Source organism: Pseudomonas sp. NPDC096917 (assembly GCF_044762555.1).
In the GTDB taxonomy this organism is placed as follows: Bacteria; Pseudomonadota; Gammaproteobacteria; order Pseudomonadales; family Pseudomonadaceae; genus Aquipseudomonas.
The window spans coordinates 17,124-38,177 of sequence record NZ_JBIWEO010000020.1 but is presented as its reverse complement, the minus strand read 5'-3'; the positions used below and the strand labels follow the sequence as shown (position 1 = coordinate 38,177).

Below are 21,054 nucleotides of genomic sequence, written 5' to 3'. Positions count from 1 at the left end.
TATGCGCGTTCTAATTATTGAAGATGAAGAAAAAACCGCCGACTACCTGCACCGCGGGCTGACGGAACAAGGGTATACGGTGGATGTGGCACGCGAAGGCGTCGAGGGTTTGCACCTGGCGCTCGAAAGCGATTACGCCGTCATTGTGCTCGACGTGATGTTGCCGGGCCTGGATGGCTTTGGTGTGCTGCGGGCCTTGCGCGCGCGCAAGCAAACACCGGTGATCATGCTGACCGCCCGCGAGCGGGTTGAAGATCGGATTCGTGGCTTGCGTGAAGGCGCCGACGACTATCTGGGCAAGCCGTTTTCGTTTCTGGAACTGGTCGCCCGCCTGCAAGCCTTGACCCGCCGCAGTGGCGGTCATGAGCCGGTGCAAGTGACCGTCGATGACCTGTGGATAGATTTGATCAGCCGCAAGGCCAGTCGCGCCGGTACTCGCCTGGACCTGACCGCCAAAGAGTTCGCATTGCTCAGCGTCCTGGCGCGGCGTCAGGGCGAGATCCTCTCGAAGACCTCGATTGCCGAGATGGTCTGGGACATCAATTTCGACAGTGACGCCAACGTAGTCGAAGTCGCCATCAAGCGCCTGCGCGCCAAGCTGGACGGGCCTTTCGAGCACAAGTTGCTGCACACCATTCGCGGCATGGGGTACGTGCTGGAGCGGCGCAGTGTTTAAGCGGCCCAACGGTTTGAACTCCATCGCGCTGCGTCTGAGTGCAATGTTCACGCTGGTGGCCTTGCTGGTGTTTGTGTTGATCGGCGGGGCACTGTATCAGCAGGTCGACAAGGGCATCGGTCTGTTACCCGAAGCCGAACTGGATGCGCGGTTCAGCGTGCTGGAGTCGTCGATCAACCGTTTTGGCAACCCGGATCACTGGGCCAAGATCACCTCAAAACTCACCTTGCTCAGCGAAGAAGACAAGCGCATCCGATTCTGGGCCGTGAGCGGTGATCCTCATTACGAGTATGGTGCGCCCGATGCGCAAATACGCGCATTTGCCCAAGGTCCGACAGGCGTTCGAGACCTGTACTTGCCCGGCGAAGCGGCCCCCTACAAGGTGCTGATCAATCAGATTCCGGCCAAGGAACAACGCCCGGCGCTGCGTTTTTTGATTGCCATCAACACCCAAACCTTTCATCAGACTCAACACCATTTGCTGGTTGCCCTGATCAGCCTGGCGATCATTGGTGTACTGCTGGCATCCGCCCTGGGTTATTGGGTGGCGCATATCGGCCTCAAGCCTTTGATCAAACTGTCGCAGGAAGCGCAAGAACTGACGCCGCCGCGCTTGTCCGGACGGCTCAAGTTATCGCCCTTGGCGCCTGAACTGGAGCAGTTGGTCAGTGCATTCAATTCAACGCTGGACCGCGTTGAACAGGCCTACATGCGCCTTGAATCGTTCAATGCCGACGTCGCCCACGAATTACGTTCACCGCTGACCAACCTGATCGGCCAGACCCAAGTTGCGCTGACCCGCGGACGTTCGGCCGAGCATTATTTTGAAGTGCTGCAATCCAACCTCGAAGAGCTGGAACGGCTGCGCAGCATCATCAATGACATGCTGTTTCTGGCCAGCGCGGATCAGGGCAGCAAGGCTAGCAAATTGAAACGGGTCTGCTTGGCAGATGAGGTCGCGACGACCCTGGATTATCTTGAGTTCATCCTTGAAGACGCGCAGGTCGCGGTGCACGTGAGCGGCGATGCCGAGGTCAACATCGAAACGGCCCAATTGCGCCGGGCGTTGATCAACTTGCTGAGCAATGCCGTGCAGCATACCGAGGCCGGGCAGCAGATTGAGGTATTGATTGAGCAAACCGGGAACCGGGCAAGCATCAGCATCAGCAACCCTGGGCTACCGATCAGCGCAGAGCATTTGCCGCGCTTGTTTGAGCGTTTCTATCGGGTAGATGCCGCCCGGCACAACAGCGGCGCCAATCACGGCCTGGGACTGGCTATTGTCAAAGCCATTGCTCAGATGCATGGCGGCGAAGTATTTGTTCGCAGCAGCGCAGGCAAGAATACGTTTGGTTTCCACTTGCCTATGTAATGAATGATGAAACAGACGCAATGTGTGTTTCTGAAGAGCGAATACAGTTTCGAGCTGGCGAGTGATTACTTGATCAAGTACGTAGATGAGTATCGGCCGACGGTTATTCCACCTACCGCACCGTCAAACCTGAAAACCGCTTATGACCCGATCATTCAACAATTAACGGTTACTTTTACCAAGGGTGAAGCTCACGTCGGGGGCGCTACCCATACCTTGATTGTTAAAACTGACATCGAATCAACGTACGAACCTGTTTATAGCGATCACGTTATACCCATGGCTCGCTCAGTGGACTATACCCTGACGCTTTACGCCACAGATCAAGATAACAATGTCTCCCCCTCGATCACTCTGGAAGACACGACAAAAGAAAACGGGCGCTACGATCCCGAAGAAATTCATGAGCAGACAGTACTTCGTGAAGAACTGGATAAAGGCTCTATCCGCTGGAAGGGCGCTGATAACATTGCCCAGTACAAAATCCACCTGTACGACACCAAGGATATTGAAGGCGGTGAAGGTGGGGTGGACGGAAAGATTATCGGAGGCCCACTGCGCCACGTGCTTTACTCGGGTAGCGAACTTACCTATACGCACGCTAATCCCGCCTGGGATCAGGAATACCCCACCGTGCCATCACATCTCATGGCCTGTTATCGATACCGGGAAGGTAAACTCTATGTTTATTGGAACGCCTCTACAGACAACATTGGAATCAGTCACTACGCAGTCACCATTAATAACCAACTATTCAAGATAACGGAGTCTCCGATCTCGGGCGCTTTGGAGTTAATTATCCCGCTGGCTAAAGATATAACGTATCAAGTACTGGCTTATGCGGTTGAGGTCAACGGCAACCGATCGCGGTCAGCTTGGTTCGATGGAACCACCTCCAATAAGGACACACAAAACGTAACGCCTCACACTCCACAAATAGCGAGAATTTATCGCGACATTAATGACAATGTCATGTTCATGTGGAACTACATACACTTCGCAGAATCATTACCCCTCATAATCAAAGAGCTGGACGGCTCAAACACGCAACTCATACGACTAACGGGTACGTACCAAGGTGTGGCGGTATCGAATCTCCAGCATGACACGAATTACTTAATCGAAATGTATGGCACAAACAGCTATGGAGAAAATCGCCAACACAAAAACGATTCTTTTTCAGTGTAAACGACTCACGCCGCAGGTCTTGATTCAGCCGGGTTTTACCCGGCTGTCACCCCAAGCGCGTTGTTACTTAAAACGCAACAGTCCTTGTACAGAAAGGCCCTTTTTCAGTCGCGGCATGCGCTGTAGATTTAGCCCATCACACAGCACTTGCTTTGCAAGAAGGTCTCAAAAATGTCCACCAGTATGGGTATGGCTAGCGTTTTCGTTTTGTCGTCTTTGTTGTTGTCGCCCTTGGCCATGGCGGAAGAATCGCCTGCGTTCGTCGCGCAAAATGCAGCCCGCGCAGCTGCCTTTGAAGAGCACCAAACGGAACTCGCAGCCAGCCATCAAAATGACGCTAACCCCCAGCAAACGCAGGTTAAAGCCAGCGTGTCGAATGAATCAAAAGACAGCTGATTTCACGTGCAAAAACTTCCCGACCCAGTCAGTCTCAAGATTCATATGTGACTGATTGTTTCAAAAGCCGCTATGCTAGCGGCTTTTTTTTGTTTCGAAAAAAGGCATCACCACCGTGCTGGCGCCTTCAAATAAGAACTGAAGACTTAAAGAAAATAAAAACTGCCGCCACTATCAAGGAGCCTCCCAATGGTGAAGCACTCACTCAAACTCAGTCCCTTATTCATCGCATTAACTGCAACGATCCCGGTATTTGCTCACGCTGACGACGACACCTCCAAAGACGGGTTTATCGACGGTTCAAGCCTGAACCTGCACCTGCGCAACTACTACATGAACCACGACATCCACAGCTCGCATCTGGATGACAGCAAAGAGTGGGGCCAAGGCTTCATCGCCAAGTTCTCGTCAGGCTTCACCCCCGGCGTGGTCGGTTTTGGCCTGGATGCCTATGCCATGCTGGGCCTGAAACTGGACGGCGGTGGCGGCACAGATGGCAGCAGCATCCTGCCGGTCGGCAGTGGCAACGGCAAAGCGCCCACCGATTTTTCGTCGGGCGGTGCCGCGTTTAAGATGCGTGCGTTTGATACCGAACTCAAAGCCGGGGACATTTTTCTAACCAACCCGGTAATTGCAGGCGGTGAGACCCGCATGCTGGCGCAGACCTTCCAGGGCATTAGCCTGACCAACCACAGCTTCGCCGGGTGGATGTTAGAAGGCGGCCAGGTGAGTTTCGACAAACCTTACAACCAGAGCGGCATGAAGCGCCTGACCACGACCTACGGCGATTTAGGCGACCAGACCAGCAAACACCTGACCTGGGCGGGCGCGTCGTTCAGCGGTATCCCAGAGATCACCAGCAACCTGTACGCCGCACAGCTCAAGGATGTCTGGAACCAGTACTACTACGATCTGGACTACACCCACACCCTGAGCGACAGCGTTACCCTGAACCCCGGCCTGCATTTCTATCACACGCAGGACAGCGGCAAGGCGCTTCTGGGTGACATTGATAACAACACCTTCAGCCTGCACATGGCGGTGGGGATTGACGGGCACAAAGTGACGGCGGTGTATCAACGGGTCAACGGTAATACACCGTTTGACTACATCAACCAAGGTGACAGTGTTTACCTCGACAACTCGCAGCAGTATTCCGATTTCAACGGCCCGAACGAGCGCTCCTGGAAACTGCAATACGAGTATGATTTTGCAGGCATCGGTATTCCCGGCCTGACCAGCACAGCCTCCTACTCACGCGGTGAACTGGATCTGACCAAAGCCGACCCCAACAGCATCGGCTACAGCAACTGGTACAACCCGGACGGCAAAAACGCCCATCACTGGGAACGTGACCTGGGGCTTAAGTATGTGGTTCAGGAAGGTAAGGCCAAAGACCTGGGCCTGACACTGCGCTGGGCAACCAACCGGGGCAATGCGGTTTATCAAACAGTCGACCACGATGTCGACGAGTACCGAGTAATTATTGACTATCCTCTCGATGTATTTTAAATCGTGACCATAAGGCCAGCTTTTAAGCTGGCCTTATGCCTAGAGGGCTCTACCTTAGGGCGTGTACGATTTACAGCCGCGAGGGTAATGCCATTAAATATTCTTTGCGTACACCCATCATTACCCGGGGCATGCTGATTTGGGCGACTGCGTGCTCGGTGGTTGTCATTCTCAGCATCGTCAGCTATTTACTGGTCCGCGAGTACCGTAATACCGAAGAAGATGCCAAGCGCTCAACGCTGAACATCGTGCAGTTAATCAATCGTGATATTCGCAACACGTTCTCGATCTATGATTCGGCGCTCAGCAACCTGATCGAATTGCTGCAAACCCAGGCCTTGTCCACGCTAACGCCGCAGATCCAGCAGGCATTGCTCTTTGACAGGTCCAATGAGACCCCCTCCAATGCCGGATTCTATGTACTGGACGCTCAAGGCAAACTGATTAGCCGCTCCACCCCCCACGTGCGCGCTCCAGACAACGCCAGCCTGCAACCCTGGTTCACGGCGCAGATAAATCCGATCAACGATGAGCTGTATATCAGCCAGCCTTATCTCGCGAACCCGCACAGCCAAGACTGGGTGCTCATCCTCAGCCGCAGAATATCGGCGCCGGACGGCACTTTTGCTGGCGTGGCTGTCGGGCAATTAAAACTGGCCTACTTCCAGAGCCTGTTCCGAGGCCTGGACATTGGTCCGAGCGGCAATATCAGCCTGCTCGGGACTGACGGCACACTCGTGATGCAATACCCGCCAACGAGCAAGATTTCCATCGGCCAGGACCTCAGCCAGGCGCCCAACTTTATTCGGATCCTGAATGAGCCGTTTGGCAGCTTTATGGCCATGTCCGGAATCTATCACCATGAGCGCCTGTTTAATTTCGCGAAGGTCCACGATCTGCCCCTCATCGTGGTGGCGGCCATTTCGGCCTCCAGCATTTTCAACAACTGGCAGCACACCGCCCTGCTGATCGGCAGCGCAACGCTGCTGTTGTGCCTCGGTTTGCTATGGCTGACCTGGCTGCTGCTTCGCGAATTGCATCTGCGCCATTCTGCAGAGCGAGAACTCGCAGCCCTGGCATCGACCGACCCGATGACCGGGCTGGCTAACCGCCGCACCCTGGACCGGACCCTTGATTTGGAGTGGCGCAGAGCACAACGCACGGGCCACCCGGTTTCGCTGATCATGATTGATATAGACCACTTCAAATCCTTCAATGACAGCTACGGGCATCAAGCAGGTGATGAGGCGATACGCCAAGTGGCCCAGGTCATCAAAGCCCACGTACGCCGTCCAGCAGACCTTACCGCCCGTTACGGGGGTGAAGAGTTCGCGCTGGTGCTGACGGAAACTGACGCGCCTGGCACACGGCAGCTATCAGAGAAGATTCGCCTGGCGGTTGAGCACATGGCGCCCGTAATGCCAGGCCATCGAACACTGACTGTCAGCGTGGGCACCTGCACCCGTTATGCCAAACCGGGGGAGCATCAGGACACCCTGCTCAGTGCTGCCGATAAAGCGCTGTATCAGGCCAAGAAAGCCGGACGAAACAGGGTGGTGAACATCAATGAAACGGGGCTGAATGCGCTGAAGCCCAAGTCTGCCAGCTAATCCCGCTGTAGGAGCCTTCAGCAGCTCCTACGACAAAACCATCTTCATCCTTCGAAACTTGCCTGTTCCCTCCTACAGCCATCTTCGCCTCACCTGCCTAGAGTCCAGACTTTTCATCTGCGAAAGGACTCACATGGCTAACAAAAACGTGCCCACCCAAATCTGGCGCCATGTGGGTGGCGAAGGGGGCTACACATACCTCGACGACATGACCGCTAAAGAGCTGGCCGACCAAGAGGCAGAACACCGCAGATACGAGCGTATTGCGGCGGCCGATGCGGCCAGCTATCAAAGGGGGTTCGAGTATTACGAGCAACAACAGCGCGAAGAACGCGCCAGAAAGTTCGACCTGAGCCTGCGCATCGGCGTTTTCTTCGACGGCACCGGCAACAACGCCAGCAACACCTTCGACGGCATGCGCTGCGGTGCCCATCACCCCGTGCGGGCGGAAGATCTGGACGGTAGCTGCAAGGAGTACATGGCCGATCCTGAGAGCAGTTATGGGAATGATCTAAGTAATGTGGCCAAGTTATCGCGTTTGTATACGTCTGATGACGAGCTAAAGGGCAGCGGAAAGAGCAGAAGCCTGCAACGTAGCTTTTACATGGATGGCATAGGCACGGTGCGCGGTGAAAAGGACAGCAGGTTCGGCTCTGGTACAGGTCGCGGCGAAACCGGAGTCGAGGAGCGGGTTGGGAAAATGTTTCAAGAGCTCCTCAAATGGATGCAAGGTCTTAGTGAGTTACATCTGGATGCCGAGATCAGCTCCGTGACCTTCGACGTGTTCGGCTTTAGCCGTGGCGCAGCCGCTGCCCGCCACTTTGCCAATCATGTCACCAGCGGCACTCGGGGTTACTGGCGTGAATTGATAGACCGCTCCGCACTCAAACTCAGCCCTTCCTTTGCGCCTTATAAGGATGTTCAGCTGGGATTTGTCGGCCTGTTTGACACCGTCGCATCAATCGTTGGGTGGGACAATTTTGGCAATTTAAGCAGCAGGCATATCCCCAACCTGCAGCTCTACTTAAATCGAAATGTAATAGGCAACGTGGTGCAGTTGGCCGCCCGAGATGAAAAGCGCTTTAACTTCGCCTTAAGCCGGGTCAGCCCCGACCATCTGGAAATAACCCTGCCAGGCGTGCACTCGGACATCGGCGGGGGGTATCGAGCACTGATGCAAGAGGCACTGATGGTCACGCCCCTGCAATCGCTCGATGTAGCGCTTGATCAGGACGTCACTGCAACGTCGATTTATCGTGATGCCATCGACGCCAAAGCACAGTGGATCGCCGAGGGCTGGCCCGCTGACGCGCTGCATATTGTCACCCCCGAGGCAGAACAACTCCCACCCGACAGTGAGGACCGTCTGGCCGCTCCAAGAAAAAGGGTCTATGCCGGACTGCAAATCCGCAGAGAAGTGCGAGGTGAGTTATCACGGGTTTATTGCCGAGTCATGCATGCGCTCGCACGCGCAAAAAAAGTGCCCTTTGAAGACATTCCGGAAAAAACTGAATTCCAGATACCCGAGGAACTTCAACCGCTGTGCAACAGGTTTGTCGCGGGCGATTACAGCATCCCCCCAGTAGAAGAGAGATTGCTGCGACGCCATTACATCCACACCTCGGCCCATTGGAACCACCCCAAGGCTAAAGCCAGGGGCCAGGCCATCAAGCTGCTTTACCTCCACTCCCCCATGGAGGACGGAATACGTGTTCGCCACCCCCATGTGAGCACAGGAAGTGCGTTATGAAACGGCTCAAAACAGCGTTTGTGCTGCTAAGCCTATTGATGCTGTCGGCCTGTGAAAAAGACCCGCTGTCGGGTGCAAACGACCCAAAAGATGATACCTGGAGCATTGACTTCGTGGGGCCGTCTTTCATGCAAGGCTGGCTTGAGCTAATTGTCGTGGAAGATATGAAAGGCCGATTACTCAGGGGCCCGAGTGGCGGGGGGCTAGGATCCAGAAACTTGGAGCTGGACAAGGAGTACGCAAGAGGTTGGCGCCCGAGAATGAGCAACTACTACTCTATGACCGGAGCTGATCTACCCAAACGTATTTACGTGCGATGGCAGTCCATCATTGAACAAATCACCTACACCGGCTGGGTCACTATCTCCGAAGAAACCCGCAGTATCATGCGCGGCTCCACGGCGCGCCGATGCCCGGACAGACCTGAGCAACCAGCCAGATTTTATCAATCCCTCACGTTAGGGTTGGCACCTGGAGGGGTGATACGGGTCTGGGTGCAGGACAATTGCTCGAACAATGTTTTGGTCGACCACGGCCAAGCCCAAGTGGAACCGTTAGGTCCATATCAAGGGCGCAATCAAGGGCGTTACGCCTACCCGGTCGATGAGAACGCCAAACGCTACGTCGAACGCTGGGGTATTCCCTATGGCAGTTGGTAAGCAACGGCTCAAAACAGCGTTTGTGCTGCTAAGCCTATTGATGCTGTCGGCCTGTGAAAACGACCCTCTGTCGGGTGCAAACGACCCCAAAAGTGATACTTGGAGCATTGACTTCGTGGGGCCGTCTTTCATGCAAGGCTGGCTTGAGCTAATTGTCGTGGAAGACATGAAAGGCCGATTACTCGGGGGCCCGAGTGGCGGAGGGCTAGGATCCAGAAACTTGGAGCTGGACAAGGAATACGCAAGAGGCTGGCGCCCGAGAATAGGCAACTACTACTCTATGACCGGAGCTGATCTACCCAAACGTATTTACGTGCGCTGGCAGTCCATCATTGAACAAATCACCTACACCGGCTGGGTCACTATCTCCGAAGACGCTCGCAGTATCATGCGCGGCTCCACGGCGCGCCGATGCCCGGACTGGCCTGAGCGGCAAGCCAGTTTTTCTCAATCCCTCACGTTAGGGTTGGCACCTGGAGGGGTGATTCGGGTCTGGGTGCAGGACAACTGCTTGAACAATGTTTTAGTCGACCATGGCCAAGCCCAAGTGGAACCGTTAGGTCCGGATCAAGGGCGCACTCAAGGGCGTTACGCCTACCCGATCGATGAAAACGCCAAACGCTACGTCGAACGCTGGGGCATTCCCTATGGCAGTTGGTAAGCAACGGCTCAAAACAGCGTTTGTGCTGCTAAGCCTATTGATGCTGTCGGCCTGTGAAAACGACCCTCTGTCGGGTGCAAACGACCCCAAAAGTGATACCTGGAGCATTGACTTTGTGGGGCCGTCTTTCATGCAAGGCTGGCTTGAGCTAATTGTCGTGGAAGACATGAAAGGCCGATTACTCGGGGGCCCGAGTGGCGGGGGACTAGGCGCCAACCACGAAGGGCTGGACAAGGAGTATGCAAGAGGTTGGGAGCGCGAAATAGGCAACTACTACTCTATGACCGGAGCTGATCTACCCAAACGCATTTACGTGCGCTGGCAGTCCATCATTGAACAAATCACCTACACCGGCTGGGTCACTATCTCCGAAGACGCTCGCAGTATCATGCGCGGCTCCACAGCGCGTCGATGCCCGGCCAGACCTGAGCGGCAAGCCAGTTTTTCTCAATCCCTCACGTTAGGGTTGGCACCTGGAGGGGTGATTCGGGTCTGGGTGCAGGACAACTGCTTGAACAATGTTTTAGTCGACCATGGCCAAGCCCAAGTGGAACCGTTAGGTCCATATCAAGGGCGCAATCAAGGGCGTTACGCCTACCCGATCGATGAAAACGCCAAACGCTACGTCGAACGCTGGGGTATTCCCTATGGCAGTTGGTAGCGCTCAGAGCAGCGCCTCATTACAAAATTTTCGAACAAAAAAAGACCACCCGAGGGTGGCCTTCAAAAACTAGAGAAAGAAGTTTTACTTAAACTGCCGCAACCGGACGCATGTACGAGATCGGTGCAGTGCTGGCGTCTTCAAAGGTCACGACTTCCCACGCATCTTTTTGCTCAATCAGCTTGCGAAGCAGCTGGTTGTTCAGTGCATGGCCTGACTTGAAGCCTTTGAACTCACCAATCAGGCTATTGCCCAACAGGTAGAGATCGCCAATGGCGTCGAGGATTTTGTGCTTCACGAATTCGTCTTCGTAGCGAAGACCGTCTTCGTTCAGTACACCATCGGAATCGACTACGATCGCGTTTTCCACGCTGCCGCCGAGTGCGAGGTTGTGCTTGCGCAGGTACTCGATGTCACTCATGAAGCCAAAGGTACGCGCGCGGCTGACTTCTTTTACAAACGAAGTGCTTGAGAAATCCACGGTTGCACTTTGGGTGCGATTACGGAAAACCGGGTGATCGAAATCGATCTCGAAGCTCACCTTGAAGCCTTCGAAAGGGACGAAAGTGGCGCGCTTGTCGCCATCTTCCACTGTCACTTCACGCAGGATACGGATGAACTTCTTCGGCGCGTCCTGTTCTTCCAGGCCGGCAGATTGAATCAGAAACACGAAAGGTCCGGCGCTACCGTCCATAATCGGGACTTCAGACGCGGAGAGTTCGACGTAGGCGTTATCGATCCCCAGGCCAGCCATGGCCGAGAGCAAGTGCTCTACCGTGTCTACTTTTACATCGCCGTTGACCAACGTGGTCGACATCGTTGTCTCGCCGACGTTTTCCGCGCGGGCAGGAATCTGCACAACAGGGTCAAGGTCTGCACGACAAAACACGATGCCGGCGTCCACAGGCGCAGGCTTGAGGGTCAGATAGACCTTCTCACCGGAGTGCAGGCCGACACCTGTGGCACGGATAATATTTTTCAGGGTGCGTTGTTTAATCATGGCATTGGCCGCTTCAGCGCAAATTGCGAACTGGTATCAACAAAGGCTGGCGATAATAGCAGACCGAGCCTTTGCTGAACACCAATCACCTTAATCCCCCTGATTGATTTCATTAATCAGCCTGACGACGCAGGAATGCCGGGATGTCCAGGTAGTCCAAGTCATCCTGTGGATTCAGTTTGGCAGCCGCAGTAGCGCCATGCTGAGCCTGATTACGCATCACGGTCGGGCGATCCAGGTCACGGTAGTTAACCGCTGGTAGCTCCTGACGCTCTACACGAGTTTCTTGACGCGATGGAGCCGACTGGGCCGATTGAGCCGAGTACGACGCCTGTACGGTGTTATCGATCACCTTGACCGGCTTCTCGATTTTCGCGCCCAGACCGGTAGCAACCACGGTCACGTGCAGTTCGTCGCGCATGTCCGGATCGATGACAGTACCGACCTTGACCATCGCGTGTTCCGAAGCGAAGGCTTCGATGATGCTACCCACGTCGGAGTACTCACCCAGAGACAGGTCAGGACCAGCGGTGATGTTGACCAGGATGCCACGAGCACCTTCCAGGTTCACATCTTCGAGCAACGGGTTGCGAATCGCTGCTTCAGTCGCTTCACGTGCACGGTTCGGACCGCTGGCGCAGCCAGTGCCCATCATCGCCATGCCCATTTCGCTCATTACGGTGCGTACGTCGGCAAAGTCGACGTTGATCATGCCCGGACGCTTGATGATGTCGGAGATACCGCGAACGGCACCGGCCAGTACGTCATCGGCCTTGGCGAAAGCCGACAGCAGGCTTGCGTCTTTACCGAGGATGGTCAGCAGTTTTTCGTTCGGAATCGTGATCAACGAATCGACGCTTTCGGACAACAGACGAATACCTTCGTCAGCGATCTGCATGCGCTTGCGACCTTCGAACGGGAACGGACGAGTCACCACCGCAACGGTGAGGATCCCCATTTCCTTGGCCACTTCGGCAATGATCGGCGCAGCACCGGTACCGGTACCTCCGCCCATGCCCGTGGTGATGAACACCATGTTGGTGCCCTGCAACACTTCTGCGATGCGCTCGCGGTCTTCCAGAGCGGCCTGACGACCGACCTCAGGGTTTGCGCCGGCACCCAGGCCTTTGGTCACGCCAGTGCCCAATTGCAGGATGGTACGCGCGCCAATGCTTTTCAGCGCTTGCGCGTCAGTGTTGGCGCAGATGAATTCCACGCCTTCGATGTTGCTCTTAACCATGTGGTTAACAGCATTGCCACCGCCACCACCAACACCGATAACTTTAATTACCGGGCTTTGCGGGATGTTGTCTACGAGTTCGAACATGGTCCCTCTCCTTTCAGTTCTCTAGTTTTTCGCCTACTTCTACTGCTTTTGAATCTGTTACAGCTCAAGCTTTAAAAATTGCCCTGAACCCAACGCTTGAGGCGCTCGAACACAGGGGCTTTTTGTTCATCACTGCTGTAGTTGTCGCGGTTGCTGATACCCGATATGGAAATACCGTCTGACTGCTTTTGCAGCCCGTACAGCAACAAGCCCACAGCGGTGGAGTAAATCGGATTGCGCACAACGTCGGTCAAGCCTTTGAAGCTGTGCGGCACGCCCAGGCGAACCGGCATGTGGAAGATTTCCTCTGCCAGCTCGACGGCGCCTTCCATTTTCGAAGTACCGCCCGTCAGCACGATGCCGGCCGGGATCAGATCTTCGTAGCCGCTGCGACGCAGCTCCGCCTGGATCAGGGTGAACAGTTCGTCGTAACGCGGCTCGACCACTTCGGCCAAGGCCTGGCGGGACAGCTCGCGCGGAGGACGATCGCCCACGCTCGGTACTTTGATGGTTTCACCGGCGCCGGCCAGTTTGGCCAGTGCACAGGCGTAACGGATTTTGATTTCTTCGGCGTATTGGGTCGGTGTCCGCAACGCCATCGCAATGTCGTTGGTCACTTGATCACCGGCAATCGGGATCACGGCCGTGTGACGAATCGCGCCTTCGGTGAAGATCGCGATGTCGGTGGTGCCACCACCGATGTCGACCAGGCACACGCCCAATTCTTTCTCGTCATCGGTCAGTACCGAATACGCCGACGCCAGTTGTTCGAGGATGATGTCATCGACTTCCAGACCGCAGCGGCGCACGCATTTTTCAATGTTCTGCGCAGCATTTACCGCACACGTAACCACGTGCACTTTGGCTTCCAGACGCACGCCCGACATGCCCAGAGGCTCACGAACACCCTCTTGGTTGTCGATCACGTAGTCTTGCGCCAGGGTGTGCAATACGCGCTGGTCAGCCGGAATCGCAACCGCCTGGGCAGCGTCGAGAACGCGCTCAAGGTCGGCTGTGCTGACTTCACGGTCGCGGATCGCAACAATGCCGTGGGAGTTCAGGCTGCGGATGTGATTGCCCGCAACGCCAACGAACGCCGAGTGAATCCGGCAACCGGCCATCAACTGCGCTTCTTCGATAGCGCGTTGGATCGATTGCACGGTGGACTCGATGTTCACCACCACGCCCTTCTTCAGGCCACGGGACGGATGCGTGCCAATTCCGACGATCTCGATCGTGCCGTCTTCCCCGACCTCGCCCACCAGCGCCACCACTTTGGAGGTGCCGATATCGAGACCGACGATCATTTTTCCGCTTTGCACGTTTGCCATGGGTCCTGCCTCTTCTTAATTCTTCGCGACAGCGGGTTGGGCTGCCGTGGGTGCCACAGGTTCCCGCCAGCCGACGGCCAATCCGTTGGCATAACGCAAATCAATGCGCGCTATGTTTGTAATCTGATCTTTCAGCGTCTTGTCATAGATGGCTATGAAACGACGCATTTTCTCTACCAAGTGATCGCGCCCCAACAGCAGCTCGATTCCAGGCCCTGCACTGCCAGCTCCGGTGGTCAGGAACCAGCTACCGCGCTCACGCAATTCCAGACGGGCAATCGAAAAGCCCATTGGACGCAGCATCTGGCTCAGCACCTGATACTGCTGCATCACTTGTTGTTGAGCCCGTTGTGGGCCAAACAGCTGCGGCAAATGTTCGTAGTTGGCCAGCTCACGCGGGGTGAACGCCTGGCCCTGGTTGTTCAACAGTGCTTCATCGCCCCAACGCGCCACCGGCAGTTGCTCTTCAAGGCGAATCACCACTTGGTCCGGCCACACCCGACGGACTTCGGCGTGGGCAATCCATGGCATTTGTTCAAGCTCGGTGCGCATGCCTTCGAGATCGACCGTGAAAAAACTCGCGGCCATATACGGCGCAATACGCTGTTGTACGGCCTGCTGGCTGATGTAGGTCAAATCACCCTGCACATTGATGTTGGTGATCGGGCGATCCGCGTACGGCATCAGGCGTTGTGCGCCTTCGTACGTAGCGAATCCCAGCACCACCAGCAACACGGGCCAGAACAGCACTTTCAAAAAGCCAAAGTTGGCTTTTGGCACACGCACCGACATCGGCTCTTTAGCCACCATCCGGCTTGCACCCCGTGGCGCCGGCTTGCGGCCGGGTACGGGTTGCTGATGACGAAGCGATGCGCCTTGCATGGTCTTAACCTCGCGGCTCAACACTGGCTGCCAAAATCGACAGCACCAGTTGCTGGAAATCCAGACCGGCAGCCTTGGCCGCCATCGGCACCAGGCTATGGTCGGTCATGCCTGGCGCGGTGTTGACTTCGAGCAGCCAGAACTGGCCATCGGTGTCTTGCATCACGTCCAGACGGCCCCAACCGGCAATACCAATCGCCTCACAGGCTTTCGCCGTGAGGTCCATGAGTTCTTGTTCCTTGTCGCTATCAAGGCCGCACGGAATCCGATACTGGGTATCGTCTGATACGTACTTGGCGTCGTAGTCGTAGAACGTATGCGGCGTGCCCAGTGCGATCGGCGGCAGCACTTGGTCACGCAGGGTGGCGATGGTGAACTCAGGACCGTGGATCCATTGCTCAACCAACACTTGCGAGTCGTACTTACTGGCGTCAGTCCAGGCGACGATCAACTCGTCTGCGCTGTTCACTTTGGCCATACCGATACTTGAACCTTCATGCGCCGGTTTGACGATCAAAGGGAAGCTCAGTTCCTTCGCTGCAGAAATACAATCGGCTTCGCTGCTCAACACCGCGTGACGCGGGGTTGGAATCCCGAGGCTGTGCCACACCTGTTTGGTGCGCAGTTTGTCCATGGCCAACGCCGAAGCCAGAATGCCACTGCCCGTGTAAGGAATGCCCAGGCATTCCAGCAGGCCCTGCATGCTGCCGTCTTCGCCGCCACGGCCATGAAGAATGATGAAGGCGCGGTCAATTTTTTCGCAGGTGATGCGGCTGATAAAGTCATCGCCCACATCGATACCGAACGCGTTGACGCCCGCATCCTGCAAGGCCTTGAGTACGGCATTGCCCGACTTCAAAGACACTTCACGCTCGGCGCTTTTACCACCGAACAATACCGCCACACGGCCGAAGTCGGCTGGGGCGATGGTCGAGAACAGATTGGCGTAGGCAGCAGTCATTTCAACTTCCCCTCGCTGGCGGCCATCACAGCGCCGGCGAACAACGGACTCTTGATAAGTTGTGGCGCCAGGCGGCCGATGTCGCCCGCTCCCTGGCACAGCAGAATGTCGCCAGCGCGCAGCAGCGGCTTGACGATCGGCGCCAGCTCAACGCCGCGCTCAATGTAGATCGGGTCCAATTGGCCGCGCTGACGAATGCTGTGGCACAGCTGACGGCTGTCAGCACCCGGGATGGGCTCTTCACCCGCCGGGTAGACTTCCATCAGCAACAGCACGTTGGCATCGGCCAGGACCTGCACGAAATCGTCGTACAGATCACGGGTGCGGCTGAAACGGTGTGGCTGGTAAACCATGACCAGACGACGATCCGGCCAGCCTCCGCGTACCGCTTTGATCACGGCTGCGACTTCGGTCGGGTGATGACCGTAGTCATCAACCAGCATCACGCTGCCGCCTTCTACTGGCAGCTCGCCATAGACCTGGAAGCGGCGGCCCACACCCTGGAAGCCCGACAGGCCCTGAACGATCGCTTCATCGCTGATGCCTTCATCCGAAGCAATGCAGAGGGTGGCCAAGGCGTTCAGCACGTTGTGATTGCCCGGCATGTTCACCGACACATCCAGCGGCTCGCGGTCAGGGCGCAGAACCGTGAAGAAGGTTTGCATGCCCTGCTGACGCACATTGATTGCGCGCACGTCAGCGTCTTCGTTGAAGCCGTACGTCACGGTCGGACGCTTGACCAGTGGCAGAATTTCACGCACCACCGGATCGTCCAGACACAGCACAGCCAAGCCGTAGAACGGCAGGTTGTGAAGGAACTCAACGAAGGTTTTCTTCAGTTTGTTGAAGTCACCTTCGTAGGTCGCCATGTGGTCGGCGTCGATATTGGTGACCACCGCAACCATCGGCTGCAGGTGCAGGAAGCTGGCATCGCTTTCGTCTGCTTCGGCAATCAGGTAACGGCTGGTGCCCAGCTGTGCATTGGTGCCCGCTGCATTCAGTCGGCCACCGATCACGAACGTCGGGTCCAGGCCACCGGCCGCGAACACCGAAGCCAATAGGCTGGTGGTGGTGGTTTTACCGTGAGTACCGGCAACGGCGATACCGTGTCGGTAGCGCATCAGTTCAGCGAGCATCTCGGCCCGCGGGACGACCGGAATACGGCGTTCCAGCGCATTGGCCACTTCCGGGTTGGAAGTGTTCACTGCGCTCGACACCACCAGTACATCGGCATTGGCCGCGTTTTCGGCGCGGTGACCAATAAAGATGTGCGCGCCGAATGATTCAAGACGTTCAGTCACCGCCGATGCATTCAGGTCAGAACCCGACACCTGGTAACCCAGGTTGAGCAGCACTTCAGCAATACCGCACATGCCCACACCGCCGATACCGACGAAGTGGATACGACGGATGCGGCGCATTTCAGGTTGTGGCATGGCTTTCTGATTCTCAACCATTGGCCACCTCCAGGCAGATGTCTACGACGTTACGGGTGGCATCGGGTTTAGCCAGGCGGCGAGCATGGGTCGCCATGCTGTTCAGTCGTTCCGGTTGCATCAAAACCTCTGTCAGGCGTGCAGCCAGTTCGGCTGCGCCAGTTGTCGCTTGTGGCATCACAAAGGCCGCGCCTTCACGTGCCAAAAATTCAGCATTACGGCTCTGATGGTCGTCAATCGCGTGGGGCAATGGCACCAGCAACGAAGGCAGACCGGCCGCAGCCAGTTCACTGACAGTCAGCGCGCCTGCGCGACAAACCACCAGGTCGGCCCAGCCATAGGCGTGAGCCATGTCTTTGATAAAAGGCTGTACGTCAGCCTCGACGCCGGCTGCGGTGTAGCGCTCGGCGGTAATCTGATCGTGCTGCCTGCCTGCCTGATGAAACACCTCAGGGCGCACCTCGGCCGGTACTTTGGCCAGGGCTTGCGGCAGTAACGTGTTCAACGGCTCGGCCCCAAGGCTGCCGCCCAACACCAGCAGGCGCGCCTTGCGCCCTTGGAGTGCCGCGCGTGGCGCCAGGGTGAACAACTCGGCACGCACCGGATTGCCGGTGGTGCGCAGTTTTTCGCTGGCCGCAAAGGTCTGCGGGAAGGCTTCACACACACGACGGGTCATCGGCACCAGCAAGCGGTTAGCCGTACCGGCCACCGCGTTTTGCTCATGAATGATTACCGGGACGCCGCAGATCTTGGCTGCCAGGCCGCCAGGCCCGGTAACGTAGCCACCAAACCCAAGCACGCACACGGGCTTGAGCTGACGGATAATCTTGCGCGCCTGGAATAAGGCATTGAGCAATACAAACGGCGCCTTGAGCAGCGACAGTTTGCTTTTGCCGCGCAGGCCGGCGACGTTGATCCGGTGCAAGGTAAAGCCCGCCGGTTCAACCAGTTCGTTCTCGATACCACGCGGTGTACCGAGCCAGTGCACGGTGTAGCCACGCGCTTCAAACTCTCGGGCACACGCCAACGCAGGGAACACGTGTCCGCCGGTGCCGCCCGCCATGATCAGCACATTAGCGCCCATGGTTCGGCTCCTCTGCGAAGTCGCTTTCTTTGAAATCGGTCTCTTCGCTGCCCAGGTGGGTCCGACTCTCCCACTCGATGCGCAGCAACAGCCCCATGCACACACAGCAAATCACCAACGAACTGCCGCCATAACTGAGGAACGGCAAGGTCAGGCCTTTGGTCGGCAGCAAACCGACGTTTACCCCGATGTTGATCAGGAACTGGCCGATCCACAGGAACGACAAGCCGTACGCCATGTAGGCCGCAAAATACTGTTTGGCGCGCTCAGCCCACAGGCCGATATACATACCGCGCACACAGACGAACACGAATAGCGCCACCGTCAGCAGCGAGCCGACCACGCCCAACTCTTCAGCCAACACCGAGAACACGAAGTCGGTGTGGGCCTCTGGAAGATAGAACTGCTTTTGTACGCTGTTGCCCAAGCCCACTCCGAACCACTCGCCGCGACCAAACGCGATCAGTGCCTGGGTCAACTGGTAGCCAGAGCCGAATTGATCGGACCACGGGTCGGTAAACGTGATCAGACGCGCCATCCGGTAAGGCTGCGCTTGTACCAGTACAAACACTGCGCCCACTGCCAAGGCCACCATCAGGGCGAAACGAAACAGGCCAACACCGCCAAGGAACAACATGGCCGCCGCCGCGCCCATCATGACAACGGTGGCACCGAAGTCGGGCTCCATCAGCAACAGACCGGCCATTGGCAGCAGCACGATGAAAGGTTTGAAGAAGCCCATCCAGCTTTCGCGAACTTCCTTCTGCTGACGCACCAGGTAACCGGCCAGGTAAATCACCACGAAGACTTTGGCGATTTCCGAAGGCTGCACGTTAAAGAAGCTGAAGCCGATCCAGCGCATCGAGCCGTTAACCTCACGGCCAATGCCTGGCAGCAACACCATCACCAGCAAAGCAAATGCGCCGAGCAGCAACATCCAGCCCAAACGCTGCCAGGTAGCAATCGGCACCATCATGGTCATGATGCAAGCGCCCAGGCCGAGCACGATGTAAAACAGGTGGCGAATCATGTGGTACAGCGTGTTACCCGACTGCAAGGCGGCCACTTCGGACGAGGCCGACGTGATCATCACCAGACCGAGGCCAAGCAGCGCCAGGCAACCGGCCAGCAACGGGAAGTCGAGGTCAATCCCACGGCCCGTAATCAGCGGTGAAGGGTAAGGTTTCAGGAAGCCGAAGATCATGCCAAGGCCTCCACTGCGCGAGCAAACAGGTGACCGCGCTCTTCGTAGTTCTTGAACATGTCGAAGCTTGCACATGCAGGCGACAGCAATACAGCGTCACCGCTATAGGCCAACGAACGGCTGCGGGCAACGGCGTCGTCCAGCGAAGCCACACGAATTTGCGCAACGGTATCGCCCAAAGCGGCGCTGATCAGGTCGGCATCACGGCCTATCAACACCACCGCGCGGCAATGCTTGGCCACCGAGTCGCGCAGACCGCTGAAGTCAGCGCCCTTGCCGTCACCGCCCGCGATCAGGATCAGCTTTCCGTCCATGTCTGAGCCCAAGCCGTCAATGGCCGCCAGGGCTGCGCCGACGTTGGTGGCTTTGGAGTCGTTGTAGTAGCTCACGCCATCGAGTTCACGTACCCACTGGCAGCGATGCTCAAGGCCTGCGAAATTGCGCAGGCTCGATAACATGGCGTCGAACGGCAGGCCCACAGCATGCCCCAGCGCCAGAGCAGCCAGAGCATTGGCCTGATTGTGGGCGCCACGTATTTTCAATTCGCGTACAGGCATCAGGTTCTGGAATTCGAAGGCGAGGTATTTTTCACCCTGTTCTTCACGCAGGCCGAATGCCTTGAAATCTGGCGCGTTGAGGCCGAAGGTCCAGCACGGAAGGCCTTCGCCCATCAACGGACGGGTCAGCGCATCCTGACGGTTGACCACCACTTGCCGCGCCCCCCGGAAAATCCGGTGCTTGGCCAGGTGATACGCTGGCAGGCCGCTGTAGCGATCCATGTGGTCTTCGCTGACGTTGAGCACTGTGGCAACTTCAGCGCCCAGGTGGTTGGTGGTTTCGAGCTGAAAGCTCGACAGTTCCATCACGTACAGCTCGACGTCATCGCTGAGCAGGTCCAACGCTGGCGTACCGAGGTTGCCACCGACCGCTACACGCTTGCCAGCGGCCGCAGCCATTTCACCGACCAGAGTGGTCACGGTGCTTTTGGCGTTGGAGCCACTGATTGCCACGATGGGCGCTTTCGCGTTACGCGCGAACAGGTCGATGTCACCCGACAGCTTCACGCCACGGGCAGCCGCCGCTTGCAGCGCCGGGGTCGCCAATGCCAGACCAGGGCTCACGTAGAGCTCATCGGCACGGCACAGGAACTCGACATCCAGCTCGCCACAACGCACATCCACTTGCGGGTAGTCACGACGCAGCGTGGCCAGCTCCGGTGGATTTTCCCGCGTATCAGCCACAGCAAACGACACACCCTGGCGCGCTAGAAAGCGAACCAGGGACATGCCGCTCTTGCCGAGGCCTACAACGATGCGGAAGTGGTCAGAAGCGATCAGAGACACA

At 56.8% G+C, this 21,054-nt stretch carries 19 protein-coding genes; 10 read left to right on the top strand and 9 right to left on the bottom strand.

Annotated elements, in window-relative coordinates; genetic code table 11:
- Nucleotide 1: 1 nt before the first annotated feature.
- The 10 genes from ACIQYF_RS20155 to ACIQYF_RS20110 all read left to right on the top strand — a co-directional run bounded on the left by ACIQYF_RS20155 (nucleotide 2) and on the right by ACIQYF_RS20110 (nucleotide 10,485).
- Nucleotides 2-676, top strand: coding sequence for a heavy metal response regulator transcription factor (locus ACIQYF_RS20155; RefSeq protein WP_402865332.1), 675 nt, complete (start codon nucleotides 2-4; stop codon nucleotides 674-676).
- Nucleotides 669-2,048: a heavy metal sensor histidine kinase gene (locus ACIQYF_RS20150; RefSeq protein WP_402865330.1), complete on the top strand. Its 1,380-nt coding sequence runs from the start codon at nucleotides 669-671 to the stop codon at nucleotides 2,046-2,048. Before ACIQYF_RS20155 ends, ACIQYF_RS20150 begins: the two co-directional genes overlap by 8 nt.
- 6 nt (nucleotides 2,049-2,054) lie before the next feature.
- Entirely contained in the window at nucleotides 2,055-3,236 is a 1,182-nt protein-coding gene (locus ACIQYF_RS20145; RefSeq protein ID WP_402865328.1) for a hypothetical protein, read from the top strand.
- 171 nt (nucleotides 3,237-3,407) lie between these two features.
- Entirely contained in the window at nucleotides 3,408-3,632 is a 225-nt protein-coding gene (locus tag ACIQYF_RS20140; RefSeq protein WP_402865326.1) for a hypothetical protein, read from the top strand.
- A gap of 192 nt (nucleotides 3,633-3,824) precedes the next feature.
- Complete coding sequence (locus ACIQYF_RS20135; RefSeq protein WP_402865422.1) at nucleotides 3,825-5,144, top strand: OprD family porin; 1,320 nt, start codon at nucleotides 3,825-3,827, stop codon at nucleotides 5,142-5,144.
- Nucleotides 5,145-5,248: 104 nt separating this feature from the next.
- Nucleotides 5,249-6,754: a diguanylate cyclase gene (locus tag ACIQYF_RS20130; protein ID WP_402865323.1), complete on the top strand. Its 1,506-nt coding sequence runs from the start codon at nucleotides 5,249-5,251 to the stop codon at nucleotides 6,752-6,754.
- Nucleotides 6,755-6,887: 133 nt separating this feature from the next.
- Entirely contained in the window at nucleotides 6,888-8,504 is a 1,617-nt protein-coding gene (locus ACIQYF_RS20125) for a T6SS phospholipase effector Tle1-like catalytic domain-containing protein (protein WP_402865321.1), read from the top strand.
- Entirely contained in the window at nucleotides 8,501-9,163 is a 663-nt protein-coding gene (locus tag ACIQYF_RS20120) for a DUF2931 family protein (protein ID WP_402865319.1), read from the top strand. Before ACIQYF_RS20125 ends, ACIQYF_RS20120 begins: the two co-directional genes overlap by 4 nt.
- Nucleotides 9,150-9,824: a DUF2931 family protein gene (locus tag ACIQYF_RS20115; RefSeq protein WP_402865317.1), complete on the top strand. Its 675-nt coding sequence runs from the start codon at nucleotides 9,150-9,152 to the stop codon at nucleotides 9,822-9,824. The genes ACIQYF_RS20120 and ACIQYF_RS20115 overlap by 14 nt, the downstream gene beginning before the upstream one ends.
- Nucleotides 9,811-10,485: a DUF2931 family protein gene (locus ACIQYF_RS20110; RefSeq protein WP_402865315.1), complete on the top strand. Its 675-nt coding sequence runs from the start codon at nucleotides 9,811-9,813 to the stop codon at nucleotides 10,483-10,485. Before ACIQYF_RS20115 ends, ACIQYF_RS20110 begins: the two co-directional genes overlap by 14 nt.
- Before the next feature lie 88 nt (nucleotides 10,486-10,573).
- Here ACIQYF_RS20110 and lpxC read toward each other — a convergent pair whose 3' ends face one another.
- The 9 genes from lpxC to murD form a co-directional block, all read right to left on the bottom strand.
- Nucleotides 10,574-11,485: a UDP-3-O-acyl-N-acetylglucosamine deacetylase gene (gene lpxC, locus ACIQYF_RS20105; RefSeq protein ID WP_402865313.1), complete on the bottom strand. Its 912-nt coding sequence runs from the start codon at nucleotides 11,483-11,485 to the stop codon at nucleotides 10,574-10,576.
- A 112-nt stretch (nucleotides 11,486-11,597) separates the two neighbouring features.
- Nucleotides 11,598-12,812 carry a cell division protein FtsZ gene (gene ftsZ, locus ACIQYF_RS20100; protein ID WP_402865311.1) on the bottom strand — a complete coding sequence of 405 codons (1,215 nt, stop codon included), beginning with the start codon at nucleotides 12,810-12,812 and terminating at the stop codon, nucleotides 11,598-11,600.
- Between the two features lie 71 nt (nucleotides 12,813-12,883).
- Nucleotides 12,884-14,143 carry a cell division protein FtsA gene (ftsA, locus tag ACIQYF_RS20095; protein ID WP_019408606.1) on the bottom strand — a complete coding sequence of 420 codons (1,260 nt, stop codon included), beginning with the start codon at nucleotides 14,141-14,143 and terminating at the stop codon, nucleotides 12,884-12,886.
- A 15-nt stretch (nucleotides 14,144-14,158) separates the two neighbouring features.
- Entirely contained in the window at nucleotides 14,159-15,025 is an 867-nt protein-coding gene (locus tag ACIQYF_RS20090; RefSeq protein WP_402865308.1) for a cell division protein FtsQ/DivIB, read from the bottom strand.
- Nucleotides 15,026-15,029: 4 nt separating this feature from the next.
- On the bottom strand, nucleotides 15,030-15,986 hold the full coding sequence (locus tag ACIQYF_RS20085; protein ID WP_402865306.1) for a D-alanine--D-alanine ligase: 957 nt from the start codon (nucleotides 15,984-15,986) through the stop codon (nucleotides 15,030-15,032).
- Entirely contained in the window at nucleotides 15,983-17,443 is a 1,461-nt protein-coding gene (murC, locus tag ACIQYF_RS20080) for a UDP-N-acetylmuramate--L-alanine ligase (protein WP_402865304.1), read from the bottom strand. Before murC ends, ACIQYF_RS20085 begins: the two co-directional genes overlap by 4 nt.
- Entirely contained in the window at nucleotides 17,436-18,506 is a 1,071-nt protein-coding gene (gene murG / locus ACIQYF_RS20075; RefSeq protein ID WP_402865302.1) for an undecaprenyldiphospho-muramoylpentapeptide beta-N-acetylglucosaminyltransferase, read from the bottom strand. Before murG ends, murC begins: the two co-directional genes overlap by 8 nt.
- Nucleotides 18,496-19,710 carry a putative lipid II flippase FtsW gene (gene ftsW, locus ACIQYF_RS20070; protein ID WP_402865300.1) on the bottom strand — a complete coding sequence of 405 codons (1,215 nt, stop codon included), beginning with the start codon at nucleotides 19,708-19,710 and terminating at the stop codon, nucleotides 18,496-18,498. The genes murG and ftsW overlap by 11 nt, the downstream gene beginning before the upstream one ends.
- Nucleotides 19,707-21,053 carry a UDP-N-acetylmuramoyl-L-alanine--D-glutamate ligase gene (gene murD / locus ACIQYF_RS20065; protein WP_402865298.1) on the bottom strand — a complete coding sequence of 449 codons (1,347 nt, stop codon included), beginning with the start codon at nucleotides 21,051-21,053 and terminating at the stop codon, nucleotides 19,707-19,709. The genes ftsW and murD overlap by 4 nt, the downstream gene beginning before the upstream one ends.
- Nucleotide 21,054: the final 1 nt, after the last annotated feature.

What these genes read in the sequence shown, in the direction of transcription:
- ACIQYF_RS20155 (WP_402865332.1), top strand. Translation starts at nt 2, where the DNA reads ATGCGCGTTCTAATTATTGAAGATGAAGAAAAAACCGCCGACTACCTG.
- ACIQYF_RS20145 (WP_402865328.1), top strand. Translation starts at nt 2,055, where the DNA reads ATGAAACAGACGCAATGTGTGTTTCTGAAGAGCGAATACAGTTTCGAG.
- ACIQYF_RS20140 (WP_402865326.1), top strand. Translation starts at nt 3,408, where the DNA reads ATGTCCACCAGTATGGGTATGGCTAGCGTTTTCGTTTTGTCGTCTTTG.
- ACIQYF_RS20125 (WP_402865321.1), top strand. Translation starts at nt 6,888, where the DNA reads ATGGCTAACAAAAACGTGCCCACCCAAATCTGGCGCCATGTGGGTGGC.
- ACIQYF_RS20120 (WP_402865319.1), top strand. Translation starts at nt 8,501, where the DNA reads ATGAAACGGCTCAAAACAGCGTTTGTGCTGCTAAGCCTATTGATGCTG.
- ACIQYF_RS20115 (WP_402865317.1), top strand. Translation starts at nt 9,150, where the DNA reads ATGGCAGTTGGTAAGCAACGGCTCAAAACAGCGTTTGTGCTGCTAAGC.
- ACIQYF_RS20110 (WP_402865315.1), top strand. Translation starts at nt 9,811, where the DNA reads ATGGCAGTTGGTAAGCAACGGCTCAAAACAGCGTTTGTGCTGCTAAGC.
- lpxC (WP_402865313.1), bottom strand. Translation starts at nt 11,485, where the DNA reads ATGATTAAACAACGCACCCTGAAAAATATTATCCGTGCCACAGGTGTC.
- ftsZ (WP_402865311.1), bottom strand. Translation starts at nt 12,812, where the DNA reads ATGTTCGAACTCGTAGACAACATCCCGCAAAGCCCGGTAATTAAAGTT.
- ftsA (WP_019408606.1), bottom strand. Translation starts at nt 14,143, where the DNA reads ATGGCAAACGTGCAAAGCGGAAAAATGATCGTCGGTCTCGATATCGGC.
- ACIQYF_RS20090 (WP_402865308.1), bottom strand. Translation starts at nt 15,025, where the DNA reads ATGCAAGGCGCATCGCTTCGTCATCAGCAACCCGTACCCGGCCGCAAG.
- ACIQYF_RS20085 (WP_402865306.1), bottom strand. Translation starts at nt 15,986, where the DNA reads ATGACTGCTGCCTACGCCAATCTGTTCTCGACCATCGCCCCAGCCGAC.
- murC (WP_402865304.1), bottom strand. Translation starts at nt 17,443, where the DNA reads ATGGTTGAGAATCAGAAAGCCATGCCACAACCTGAAATGCGCCGCATC.
- murG (WP_402865302.1), bottom strand. Translation starts at nt 18,506, where the DNA reads ATGGGCGCTAATGTGCTGATCATGGCGGGCGGCACCGGCGGACACGTG.
- ftsW (WP_402865300.1), bottom strand. Translation starts at nt 19,710, where the DNA reads ATGATCTTCGGCTTCCTGAAACCTTACCCTTCACCGCTGATTACGGGC.